The 11,780-nt window shown below is 71.3% G+C and carries 11 protein-coding genes and 2 pseudogenes; 10 read left to right on the plus strand and 3 right to left on the minus strand.

The genetic code is table 11. The annotated features are described in order from the left end of the window. Positions 1 to 80: pseudogene (locus IE94_RS39070) on the minus strand (IS5/IS1182 family transposase); the annotation flags it as partial. A 253-nt stretch (positions 81 to 333) separates the two neighbouring features. On the opposite strand from IE94_RS39070, the gene IE94_RS40585 reads away from it, so the two are divergent. The 5 genes from IE94_RS40585 (at position 334) to IE94_RS40330 (ending at position 3,634) form a co-directional block, all read left to right on the plus strand. After that, positions 334 to 1,140 carry a M23 family metallopeptidase gene (locus IE94_RS40585; RefSeq protein ID WP_245235219.1) on the plus strand — a complete coding sequence of 269 codons (807 nt, stop codon included), beginning with the start codon at positions 334 to 336 and terminating at the stop codon, positions 1,138 to 1,140. Positions 1,141 to 1,440: 300 nt separating this feature from the next. Beyond that, positions 1,441 to 1,695, plus strand: coding sequence for a hypothetical protein (locus IE94_RS0110725; RefSeq protein WP_425337961.1), 255 nt, complete (start codon positions 1,441 to 1,443; stop codon positions 1,693 to 1,695). Continuing rightward, on the plus strand, positions 1,667 to 2,191 hold the full coding sequence (locus IE94_RS0110730) for a DUF6879 family protein (protein ID WP_030181619.1): 525 nt from the start codon (positions 1,667 to 1,669) through the stop codon (positions 2,189 to 2,191). Before IE94_RS0110725 ends, IE94_RS0110730 begins: the two co-directional genes overlap by 29 nt. A 13-nt stretch (positions 2,192 to 2,204) precedes the next feature. After that, positions 2,205 to 3,056: a helix-turn-helix domain-containing protein gene (locus IE94_RS0110735; RefSeq protein ID WP_030181621.1), complete on the plus strand. Its 852-nt coding sequence runs from the start codon at positions 2,205 to 2,207 to the stop codon at positions 3,054 to 3,056. Positions 3,057 to 3,358: 302 nt separating this feature from the next. Then, positions 3,359 to 3,634 carry a hypothetical protein gene (locus tag IE94_RS40330; RefSeq protein WP_030181624.1) on the plus strand — a complete coding sequence of 92 codons (276 nt, stop codon included), beginning with the start codon at positions 3,359 to 3,361 and terminating at the stop codon, positions 3,632 to 3,634. Positions 3,635 to 3,837: 203 nt separating this feature from the next. Here IE94_RS40330 and IE94_RS37895 read toward each other — a convergent pair. Both IE94_RS37895 and pdxR read right to left on the minus strand, forming a co-directional pair. Beyond that, positions 3,838 to 4,023 (minus strand): annotated as a pseudogene (locus IE94_RS37895) (alkaline phosphatase D family protein); the annotation flags it as partial. A 199-nt stretch (positions 4,024 to 4,222) separates the two neighbouring features. Beyond that, positions 4,223 to 5,686 carry a MocR-like pyridoxine biosynthesis transcription factor PdxR gene (pdxR, locus tag IE94_RS0110750; RefSeq protein ID WP_051777421.1) on the minus strand — a complete coding sequence of 488 codons (1,464 nt, stop codon included), beginning with the start codon at positions 5,684 to 5,686 and terminating at the stop codon, positions 4,223 to 4,225. A gap of 150 nt (positions 5,687 to 5,836) precedes the next feature. On the opposite strand from pdxR, the gene IE94_RS0110755 reads away from it, so the two are divergent. From IE94_RS0110755 to IE94_RS0110775, 5 genes are all read left to right on the plus strand, one after another. Then, a complete protein-coding gene (locus IE94_RS0110755; protein ID WP_030181630.1) occupies positions 5,837 to 6,370 on the plus strand; it encodes a hypothetical protein in 534 nt (177 codons plus the stop codon). Then, a complete protein-coding gene (locus tag IE94_RS0110760) occupies positions 6,354 to 7,316 on the plus strand; it encodes a bifunctional lysylphosphatidylglycerol flippase/synthetase MprF (protein WP_030181632.1) in 963 nt (320 codons plus the stop codon). Before IE94_RS0110755 ends, IE94_RS0110760 begins: the two co-directional genes overlap by 17 nt. Before the next feature lie 87 nt (positions 7,317 to 7,403). Continuing rightward, positions 7,404 to 8,537: an acyl-CoA dehydrogenase family protein gene (locus IE94_RS0110765; RefSeq protein ID WP_030181635.1), complete on the plus strand. Its 1,134-nt coding sequence runs from the start codon at positions 7,404 to 7,406 to the stop codon at positions 8,535 to 8,537. A 612-nt stretch (positions 8,538 to 9,149) separates the two neighbouring features. Continuing rightward, positions 9,150 to 10,277: an SDR family oxidoreductase gene (locus IE94_RS0110770; protein ID WP_030181637.1), complete on the plus strand. Its 1,128-nt coding sequence runs from the start codon at positions 9,150 to 9,152 to the stop codon at positions 10,275 to 10,277. Continuing rightward, positions 10,277 to 11,734 (plus strand): aspartate aminotransferase family protein, encoded by a 1,458-nt coding sequence (locus IE94_RS0110775; protein ID WP_030181640.1) that lies wholly within the window; start codon positions 10,277 to 10,279, stop codon positions 11,732 to 11,734. The genes IE94_RS0110770 and IE94_RS0110775 overlap by 1 nt, the downstream gene beginning before the upstream one ends. Positions 11,735 to 11,780 lie beyond the last annotated feature (46 nt).

The following is an 11,780-nucleotide window of genomic DNA, read 5'->3' on the forward strand; positions in this document are numbered from 1 at the left end:
CCCTCACGGGTGACGATGAGCATCGTGACCCACTCGACCAGGGCATGCGGGAGGTCGAGTGCGGCAGGATACGGAACCAACAGGGCTCCTGTGCTGCTGGGTTCAGATGTCGAACACCTCCCTCAACGGCACGGGAGCCCTGTCCGTTGCGCACCCGGGTTCGCATCACCGCCGTCACCCGATCAGTGGCCACGTTGAAAACGCTCATCACTGGACTTCACCAAGAACCTGGCGTCGGCCGGAATCGACTTCCTGACGGATTCCGGTGCCGCGTGGTCCAAGGCGATGAAGCCGATTCTCGACAAGGTCCGGGCCGGCGTCGGGGACACCCCCATGGCCGACTACCTGGCCAAGATCCCGGGGAAGATGATCGGCGGTCTGAAGGACAAGATCGTCAGCGCCGCAACGTCGTTCTTCGGAGGCCGCGACGGAGCGCCCCGCGTCGGTAGCGGTGACTGGGCTCTCCCCGTCCTGGCAGCCGTGGGCACCCGCTTCGGTGTCCCGGGCTCCATGTGGTCCAGCGGCTATCACACGGGCCTCGACTTCCCCGCAGCGACCGGAACTCCCGTCAAGGCTATCGACGACGGACGGGTGACCTACGCGAAGAGTGGAGGCCCGTACGGCAACCACATCTTGATTGACCATGGCCGCGGACCGGCGTCGATGTACGCGCACCTCAGCCGGATGACGGCGAAGACAGGTCAGGATGTGATCCGCGGGCAGGGCATCGGCAAGGTTGGCGCGACCGGCAACACCACCGGCCCACACCTCCACCTGGAGGCGCGACGTAACGGCGCAACGGTGGACCCCTTCCCACTGCTTTTCGACAATGGCGGCTTCCTCCCGCCGGGCCTGTCCCTCGTGTCGAACCAGACGCGGGAGCCGGAGCCGATCCTGACGTCGGACCAGTGGGGCATGATCCGCAAGCTGTACGGCCAGGCTGGCGACGCGCAGAGCCACCAACTGACCTCCCAGCAACTCGCGGACATCAGCGCCGCGAAGGGTGGCGGAGCCTCCCCCGTTTACAACGAGGTTCGGGTGTTCATGGGCGACCGTGAGATCACCGACGTCGTCCGCACAGAGATCAACACCTATGACCGAGAGGCGGCCCGTTCGCTGGACATCGGTCGCTGGGTATAAGCACACGTCACGCACACCGCAGGGCCGTACCCCTCTTGGGTACGGCCCCTTTTCATGCCCAGACTTCAGGAGGAACCATGCTCGGACAGCCGGCCAAGAGCCACACCGTGACGTGCCCGCACTGCGGGGAGGAAGTGCCCCAGGTGGAAGGTCCGGGACGCGTGCGGCTGTACTGCACCCCCGACGCCGGGCGACTGTGGCGGCAGCGCATGCGGGCACTTGGGTTCCCGGTCTAGGCACCCTTGACGCCCGCCCCCCGTCGGCGTGATGGTCGTAGAACATTGCGCAATCCGCGTGACGATGGAGGACACCATGGCTCTACGCTCGTTCGGCAAGGACCCTGAGGCCAACGGCGACCACTGCCCTACGGTGTGGCTCGACGAGGACAAGGGGGAACTCGTGTTCCAGGGCTGGAGGGCGGACGACGCTCTCCAGGCAGAATGCCTTGTAACGGGGCCTATCCCCGACACGGAGGCGGTCGTCCGGCTGCCTCTCCGCATGGCTGAGCAGATCAGGGAGGCGCTCAATGCCGCAGACGGTACCGCCGTTCGCTGAGCTACTCGCCGGCTGTAGCCGTTCCGCGGTCCACCTGGAGACCCGTGACCTCTACGGAGTTGCGGAGGAGGACGCCGACTTTGCGGCATGGCGTGACGGTTGGGAGTACGACCACGCGGACCGCTCATCATGGTGGAACGGCTTTCATCAGTCCGTGGCGGACGCCGTCGCTCGCGGCGTGGCTATTCGACGGGCGCGTGTCGTCTCGGAACCTGCAAGCGAGTACATCCGCTACGAGCACTCGTGCACTCCGCAGAACCTCACGGCCGGTGAAGATGTGCGGTGGCTTCCTCGTCGCCTGGCGTCGGACTTGCTCCTCCCGGGCAACGATCTGTGGATCTTCGACGACCGGCTCATCCGCTTCAGTCTCTTCGGAGGCGACGGCCGGTTCGTTGCTGACGTCATGGGGGACGCGGCCGACGTTGTGAAGCGCCACGCGGAAGCGTTCGAAGCCATCTGGGAGCGCGCCATCCCGCACCAGGAATACCGGATCTGAGCGACGCACACTGATGCAGAGTCCCTACCCGTCCACGGCACTTGACGCCGCACGTCGCGCCATCGCGGATCACCTTCGGGAGATCCGACGCGACGCCGGTTTGACGGGTAGGGACGTCGCCACCCGCGCAGGGTGGCAGCCGTCGAAGGTCTCCCGCCTCCAAAGCGCTACGACGCCTCCGTCAGATGACGACATCCGCGCTTGGTGTGCCGCCTGTGGCGCAGAGGACAAGATCCCGGATCTCCTCGCCGCCAACCGGACAGCCGACTCCATGTATCTGGAATGGCGCCGGGTCCAGCGCACGGGACTCCGGCGGCTACAGGAGTCGCGCATCCCGCTCTACGAGCGAACGCGTCAGTTCCGCGTCTACAGCTCAACCGTGATCCCGGGGTTCCTTCAGACCTACGAGTACGCGGTGGCTCTCTTGGGGAGCATCGCGCGTGTCCATGGGACGCCTGACGACGTCGACGAGGCAGCAGTCGCGCGCGTCGAGCGGTCCCACATCATCCGGAAGGGCAACCACCGCTTCGGGATTCTCCTGGAGGAGAGCGTCCTCCGTCACGTCGTCGGCGATGCTGCCACGATGGCCGGCCAACTGGGCTACCTCCTCTCCGTCATGGCGCTGCCCGCCGTATCCGTCGGCGTCGTCCCCGCAGGCCATCCGCGGGACATGTGGACGCTGGAGACGTTCACCGTGTTCGACGATGAGCGCGTTCACGTCGAACTCCTGACAGCAGCAGTGACCGTGACGACGCCGGGAGAGATTGCGCAGTACGCCCGCGCCTTCGAGGAGATGGCGTCCCTTGCGGTGTACGGATCGGCCGCACGGTCACTCATCTCAGCCGCGATTGATGCGCTCGACTGAAGTTGCGTAGAACCTCGTAGAACTTCGTGGAACGTCGAGACGCCCCGCGCCTAGCTTCGAGTCATCAGAGCCTGTGGCGGAGGTGCAGACATGGCATTACGGAGCGCGCTACCCGAAGACCCGGTGACGCTGACGGACCCGCTCAAGGGAACCCCGGTCCCCGTGCCGGGGTGCGACGTATGCGGCGCTCTCGCGCGGCAGCGTGAGGAGGCGCTCGACGCAAAGGGGCGCTTCTACGATCCCTCGAAGGCGTCGGATCTCCTGGTCGAGATCGGCCGGCACCCGCACGGGAAGGGGCAGCCGTGAGCCCGAACCCCTTCCCCGAGATCTCCTCGAACGAGGAACTCGACGACATCTGGGCCGGCTACTACGTCGAATGCGTCGGCTGTATCGACATGATCCCGGTGCGTCCGGGAGACGACCCCGTCGAGATGGCGAAGAAGCACATCGCAGAGAAGCCCTGGCACACGCGGTTCCGGACGACGCGCATCGTGAACTTCAGCGTGTCGGCCGACGGACCGTCGGGATTACCGTCCGAACTGTTTCCCGCCGTGGTGCCGACGGGACGGTGCGCGTGAGTAGCTGCGGAGCGTCTAAGGAGCTTCCCGACACCGCAAAGCCTCCGCAGGAGGACGACCAGGCTGACGTGTGGGCGGGAGTCACCGTAACTTGCGACGCTCAGCCCCATGATGAGCCGCCGGAAGCTGTCGTGCACTGCGGGCCCATCATCGTCGATGGAGTGTTCCGGGGCGTCCACTACTGGGGCCCCGGACACGCCCCGCCGCACCCACACCAGGCCGGAGTGGGAGGTCACGTCTCCCGTCTGCACCCCCCAGCCCGCCCCCGGGCGACCGGAGCGGGCGAACGCCGGGGCCGCCCCCAGGGCGGTGGGCAGGGTCAGGGCGGCCGACGCGGCGAGCGAACCGCGCAGCACGCTGCGGCGGCCGGGCAACGGACGATGTGACATGGATGCGCCTCCAGGGACGGGATCCGGACGGGACCGGACCGGATCCGGCCGGGGTTCGGGCCGGTTGTCGGGCCGGTGTCGGGCCGGTGTCGGGCCGGTGTGCAGAGCCAGACCTACTGGCACGGCGCGGCGCCCATGGAAATTGCCGGTGAACAACCGGGACGGCCCGAGCGGTCCGCCGCTCGCGCGCGGGCGCCGGTCACACGGCCCGGGCCATCCGCTCCACGCCCGCCCGGATCCTGCCCGGCGTCAGGTGCGCGTACCCCAGCACCAGCCGCACCCCCTTCGCCGCCACCGGTCCTGCTCCCACCGGGCCCGTCCCGGCCGGACCCTCGCCCGCCGGTCCCGCTCCCACCGGACCCGCGCCCGCGCCGCCGTGCCGGTACGCCGCCAGCGGGTGCACCGTGACGCCCGCCTCCGCCACGCGCGCGAGGAAGCCCTCCTCGGGCCCGTACCGCTCGGGAAGGGTGGCGATGACGTGGAGACCGGCGGCGATGCCGGTGACCCGTGAACCCGGGAAGTGCTCGTCCAGCGCGGCCACCAGGGCGTCGCGGCGCTCCCGGTAGGCGCGCTGGCAGACGCGGAGCCGGCGGTCGTAGTCGCCGCGCTCGACGAAGCGGGCGAAGACCGCCTGGTCGAGGGTCGGGTGGCCGAGGTCGGTGGTGCGCTTGCGCTCGACGACGTCGTCCGCCAGCCAGTCCGGCACCAGCAGCCAGCCCAGCCGCAGCCCCGGGGCGAGGGACTTGCTGACCGAGCCGGTATAGGCGACGCGTTCCGGATCGAGCCCCTGGAGCGCGCCCACCGGGGCACGGTCGTAGCGGAAGTCCCCGTCGTAGTCGTCCTCCAGGACGAGGCCGTCCACGGACCGCGCCCAGTCGAGCAGTTCCGCGCGGCGCCGCGGCGCGTAGGCGATCCCGGTGGGGAACTGGTGGGCCGGTGTCGTCACCACGACCCGTACGCCCGACGCGTACAGCGGGCCCGGGACGAGGCCCTCGTCGTCGAGGGGGAGCGGCGCGGTGCCGAGGCCCGCCGAGGCGTACAGGGCGTGGTGCTGGGGGCTGCCGGGGTCCTCCACGCCGGCGGTGCGCATCCCGCGCGCGTGGAGCACGCTCGCCAGCAGCGCGGTGGCCTGCGCCACCCCGCTGACCACCACGATCCGCTCGGGGTCCGCCACCACGCCCCGGCGCCGCGCGAGCAGCTCGGCCAGGGCGGTCCGCAGCGCGGGCAGCCCACGCGGGTCGGGATAGCCGAGGCCCTCGTGCGGCAGGTCCGCCAGCACGCTCCGCTGGGCCGCGGCCCACGCCGAGCGGGGGAAGAGCGACAGGTCGGGCGTCCCGGGCACGAAGTCCGCCAGGTCACCGGAGGCGCGCGGGGAGAGGTCACGCGCGCGCGGCCGGGCGGCCCGTACGGCCTCGCCCACCCAGGTGCCCGCACCCCGTCCGCTGCGCAGATAGCCCTCGGCCGTCAACTGCTCGTACGCCTCGGTGACCAGCCCCCGTGACACACCGAGATCGGCCGCGAGGTCCCGGCTCGACGGCAGCCGGGTGCCCGCCGCGAGGCGGCCCGAGCGGACCGCGTCCCGCAGCGCTTGCCGCAGTGCCCGACCCCGCGCGCGTGCCGGTGCCGAGGCGGCAGGCAGCAGCAACTCCCAAGCCGATGTCATGAAAACAGCCCCCCGAGGGTCACGTGATCCCAATCGTCCCCACTTTACGAGGGGTTGGACCCCTTGGCGCGTAAACCGGAGTGACAGACCACAGCGAGGGGGCAGGCTGATGTCGGGCCCCGGAATCGTACGCGCAATTCAGGAGCGCCCGTGGACGCCAAGAACCGATTCGAGACGAAGGTCACCTTCGCTCTCTCCCGACTCGAATGGCTGGGATTTCTCGCCGTATCCCTCGTGCTCGCGGTCCAGCACCGTACGGAAATTCGCTGGGGCGTATTCGTGCTGCTGTTCACCGTGATCGACGCGATCGGATACATCCCCGGTGCGATCGCCTTCCGGCGCCGCCCGGACAGACGGGTTCCGCGCGGCTACTACGTGGCCTACAACACGATGCACAGCCTGGTCACCGCCGGTCTCCTGGCCGGGGCCTGGGCGCTGTTCGTCCGGCCGGAATGGGCGCTGCTGGCCCTTCCGATTCACCTCATGGGCGATCGGGCACTGTTCGGGAACTCCCTCAAACCCTTCGGTGTCGCCTTCGAACCGGAAACGAACCCGGCGTTCCGCCTGTTCGAGCAGGAATACCGTCCGACGGTCTACCCCCGAGAGGTGCGCACACCTCGAGAACCCGGCGCCCGCGGTGCGGCACGCAATTCCGTGGAGGGTACCGATGCCGTCCGTACTTGACACGCTCGCCGCGCACAGCGACAACCCCAGTTCCTTTCTCGCCCTCAACAGCGGGAACTCCTACTTCCAGGACGACCGGTTCGACGGCGCCTGCGCGTACCGCACCTCCGGCCGCTACGTCCTGCAATTCGGCGGACCCTTCACGGCACCCGAGCACCGCGCGCGCCTGCTGGAGGCCTTCGCCGCCCACACCGGACGCCGCCTGGTCGCCGTACAGCTGCAAAGGGCCGACGCCGAGCTGTACGCGGCGCACGGGTTCACCGTCAACCAGATCGGCGCGTCGTACGCCGTCGACCTGAGCCGCTTCACCCTGCGCGGCTCACGGTTCGTGCGCCTGCGCAACAAGATCTCGCGCGCCCGGCGGGCCGGCCTGGAGGTCGTCGAGGTGCAGGACGGCGACGACTGCGCCGAGCTGGACCGCCTCGACCAGTGCTGGCTGCGGGACAAGGGGCGGCACGTCAAGGAGCTGCGGTTCCTGGTCGGCCAGCGCACCGGCAGCCTCCAGCGGCACCGACGCCTGTTCGCCGGCCGCATCGACGGCCAGGTGGTCGGCTACGTCAACTACTCGCCGGTCTACGGCAGCCGTCCCGGCATGCTGCACGACCTCAGCCGACGCCGGCCCGACGCCCCGCCCGGCGTGATGGAGGCGCTCAACGCCACCGTCATGGAACGCCTGACCGCCGACGGAGCGGGCTGGCTGCACTTCGGCTTCACGCCGTTCACCGGGCTCGACCCGCGTCACGAACTGCCGGGCGCGAGCAGCATGTTCAGCCGGTTCGCCCGCCTGCTGGCCGAGCACGGGGACGCGGTCTACCCCGCGGCCTCCCAGCTCGAGTACAAGCAGAAGTGGGCCCCGCACGCCGTGCTCCCGGAGTACATCGCCTTCCGCGGCAGGCCCCGCCCCGGCGCCGTCTGGCAACTGCTGCGCGCCACCAACGCCGTGTGACAACCGCCGCCCCGATCAGGCCACCCGCCGACCGAGTCCGTCCGCACCGCAGCCCAGCCCCCATCCGTCCAGGAGGACCGCGCGCCCATGAGATTCCTCGAACGTGAACGCACCACCCTCGCCAAGCTGCTGCCCGACCTGGACCCCGCCCTGCGCGAGATCCCCCTGATGGAACTGGAGCGGCCGGGCAGCCCGGGCATCCGGTACTTCCGGGACAGCGGCGGCCCCGGACTCCTCGTCCCCGAGTCCCACCAGGGGCGCGGCGCCACCGCGCTGGACGCGCTAAGGGTGCAGCGGGCCATCGGCAGCCGGTCACCGTCCCTGGCCGTGGCCACCACCATGCACCACTTCTCCATGGCCACCCTGGTCGGTCTGGGCGGCCTCGGCGACGGTCTGGAGTGGATGCTGATCGAGGGCGTGGCGTCGAGCAACCGCGTCATCGCCTCCGGCTTCGCGGAGGGCCGCAGCGGTGCCGGGATCCTGGACCCGTCGATGACCGCCACCGTGACGCCCGACGGCATCCGGATCAACGGCGTCAAACGGCCGTGCAGCCTCGCCCACTCGATGGACGTGCTCACCGCGGGCGTGGTGATCCCGCGCGAGGACGGGCAGGGCGACGAACTCGCCGTCGCCCTCGTACCCGCCGACAGCGAGGGCCTGAGCGTCAGCGGCTTCTGGTCCAGCACCTTCCTGGCCGGGGCCGAGAGCGAACAGGTGACGCTCACCGACGTCCTCGTCCCGCCGGAACTGGTCCTGCGCACCGCGACCACGTCCGGGGACCGCCTCGACGAGTTGCAGACCGCCGGGCTGGTCTGGTTCCAGGTGCTGATGACGGGCAGTTACCTCGGCGCCGCGTCCGCCCTGGTGGAGCGGGTCCTGCTGAACGAGCGGATCCCCGAGCACGAGCGCGTACGCCTCTTCGTCGAGACCGAGGCGGCCATGGCCACCGCCGAGAGCGTCGCCCGGCGGGTCGACGCCGGGGAACTGGACGAGTCGGCGCTCGCCCAGTCGCTGTGCGTGCGCTACGGCGTCCAGGACGCCCTCGCCCGTATCGTCCCGCGCGCGGTCGAACTGCTCGGCGGGCTGAACTTCATGACCTCCGACGAGGTGGGCCACCTGGCCGCCTGCGCCAACGGGCTGTCCCTGCACCCGCCGTCGCGCTCCCGCATGACGAGCCCGCTCTCGGCGTACCTGGCCGACGGCCCCCTCGCCATCGCCTGACGGCCCGGAGCCGCGGCCTGCCCGTCCCCACGGTGCCGAGGCGGCCTCCAGCCGTCCGCCCCACCGCGCGGCCTGCCCGTCCCCACCGCGCCGAGGCGGCCTCCAGCCGTCCGGCCCCACCATGCCGACGCAGGCTCCAGCAGGCCGGCCGCGATCCGACGCGGCCAGGATCCGACGCGGGCCCGGTCCGACCGGTCCCGGCCCGTCCGTCGCCCGGGGCTGATCCCGGGCCGCCCAGGGCGCCGCCGGGGGGCGACAAGATCGGACGTCAGTCCGGTGTCCGCCCCCGGCCCCGCTCCCGCTCCCGCCCTGCCCCAACCGGCTGTCCCAAGCCGCCCGTTGTCCCGTCCGGCCCGAGTCGGTCGTTGTCCGCCAGTCCAGTCCAGTCCAGTCCGGTCCGGTCCGGTCCGGTCCGGTCCCGTCGGGTCTCGCCTAGTCCTGTCCTGTCCTGTCGAGTCCCGGCCCCGAGCCGGTGCCGTTCCGCCCGGCCCCGAGCCGGCCGTCCTTCCGGCCGACCCCCACCCCGCCGTCGTCCCAACCAGCCCGATTCCGGCTGCCGTCCCACCGTCCCCACGTTCCACGGCTGCCGAAACCCGTCGAGGGGAGCACACCATGCCGCGCAACGCCTCACGTCCCACCGTCCTGCCCGTACCATCCCGCGCCACCGTGCGCGAACGTCCCACCCTGCTGCTGACCGGCGGCTCGGGAGTGCTCGGACGAGCACTGATCGACGAGTTGTCGCCCGACTACGACCTGCTCTGCCTGCGCCGCAACACGCCCCTGCGCGATCCGCGGGTGCGGGAGATCAAGGGCGACCTCCTCGCCCCGCGGCTCGGCCTCGACGCCGGTGCCTGGTACGAACTGGCCCTGCGGGTCGACGTGGTGCTGCACTCCGCCGCGCAGACCAACTGGCGTACCCCGCCCGAGGAGATCGTGCGGACCAACACGCTCGGCGCGGAGACGATGCTCGACCTCGCCGCCCGTGCGGACGCACCCTTCTACCTGGTCAGCACGGCGTTCGTCGCCAACACGCCGAGTGAGGAGGACCGGGAGCGCTTCCCGGGCGCCGCCGCCTACCTCGACTCCAAGAGCCGGGCCGAGCAACTGACGCGCGAGGCGGGCCTGGCGGGCGCGATCGTGCGTCCCTCCGTCGTCATGGGCCACTCCGCCACCGGGCACATCGCCGGACAGCAGGGCCTCACCAAGACGATCGGCGCGATGGTCCTGGGCCAGGTGCCGGTGCTGCCGGGCGCTCCCGAGGCCCGCGTCGACATGATCCCGCAGGACTACGTCACCCGCGCCATCGGCGCCCTGATCCGCGGCGGAGTCGGCAGCGGGGAGTACTGGCTCACCGCGGGCAGCCAGGCGCCCGCCCTGAGCGAGATCGCCGACACCTGCGCCGAGTTCGCCGTCCGCCACGGTCTGCCCCGGCCGCTGCGCCCGCGGCTCATCCCCGTCGAGGCGGTCCACCGGCTGCTGCTGCCCATGCTGGAGGGCACCTCACTGCCCGCCTCGGTGCGGCAGCGGTTTCGGCACTATGCCGAACTGCTCCTGGTCTTCCAACGCGAGCTGCCCTTCGACACCTCCCTCGGCACGCCGCACTGCGGCACCCGCGTCACCCGCGCCGACATCCGCGCCGCGCTCGTACGCAACCTGGAGAGCTGGGCGGCGGACCGGTCCGACCTGCGCGGCCGGCACCGCGAGCCCGCGGCCGCCGCGGCCCGGACGGAGGTGGCGTGATGACCATGTCACCCCCCTCCACCGAGGCCGCCGAACGCACCGAGGCCGCCGAGCGCACCGAAGCCCCCGAGCGCACCGAGGCCGCCGAGCGCACCGGACCCACCGCCCCGCCGCCCACCGAGTCTGCCCCGCCCACCGAATCCGCGCCGCCCACCGAGTCCTCCACACCCGCCGCGCCGTCCATGTCCGCCGAGGCCGCCGCGGCCCCCGAGCGGACCGACGTGGTCGACCTCTACCTCAAGCACATCGGTTCCGGTCGCGCCGTCATGGGCCGGGTCATGGGCGGCATGGCCGAGGTCCGCTCCGAGGGCGTCTGGATCCACGCCGACGACGGCCGCCGTTTCCTGGACTTCGGCGGCTACGGCGTCTTCATCCTCGGCCACCGCCACCCGGCCGTCGTCGAGGCGGTGCACCGCCAGATCGACACCCACCCGCTGGCCAGCCGGGTCTTCCTGGAACCCGTCGCCGCCCGCGCCGCCCAGGCTCTCGCCGCCCACACCCCGCCCGGCGTGGACTACGTCCACTTCGTCAACTCCGGCGCCGAGGCCACCGAGGCCGCCCTGAAGCTCGCCCGCGCCCACGGACGCACCTCGGTGATCACCACCCGCCGCGGCTTCCACGGCAAGACGCTCGGCGCCCTCAGCGTCACCGCCAACGACACCTACCAGACGCCCTTCCAGCCCCTGCTCCCCGATGTCACCCAGGTCGCCTACGACGACCCGGCCGACCTCGAACAGGCGCTGGCCGCCCGGCGCGACCGGGCCTGCGTCATCGTCGAACCCGTCCAGGGCGAAGGCGGCGTCCGCATCCCCCGCCCCGGCTATCTGAGCCAGGTGCGGGCGCTGTGCGACGCCTACGGCGCCCTGCTGGTCGTCGACGAGATCCAGACCGGCATGGGACGCCTCGGCACCTGGTGGGGGGTCGACGCCGAGGACGTGCGCCCGGACGTGCTGCTCGCCGGCAAGGGGCTGAGCGGCGGCATCGTACCCATCGCCGCCATGGCCGCCAGCGCGGACGCCTACGCGCCCTTCAGCCGCGACCCCTACCTGCACACCTCCACCTTCGGCGCCTCCCCGATCGCCTGCGCCGCCGCGCTCGCCACCGTACGGGCGATGGAGGAGGAGGGCACCGTGGCCCGGGCGGCGGCGCTCGGCCCGCGCGTCCTGGCCGCCGTACGGGAGGTGTGCGCGCCGTACGAGGGCGGGCTGGTCCGCGAGGTGCGCGGCCGGGGACTGCTGATCGGGATCGAGTTCGCCGAGGAGCAGGCGGTCGGCGAACTGCTGCTGGAGCTCATCGCCCGAGGCGTCCTCGTCAACCACTCCCTCAACTCCACCCGGGTGCTGCGACTCACCCCGCCGGCCGTGGTCGAGGACGCCGAGCTGGACCTGTTCCTCACCACCCTCACCTACGCCCTGCACAGCACGGCCGACCGCATGTCCGTCCGGCCGCCGCGCTGACCGTCCGGCCGACACCCGCGTCCGAGAACCACCCGGAAGGAACCGA

It is taken from the genome of Streptomyces violaceorubidus (assembly GCF_000717995.1).
Taxonomy (GTDB): Bacteria; Actinomycetota; Actinomycetes; order Streptomycetales; family Streptomycetaceae; genus Streptomyces; species Streptomyces violaceorubidus.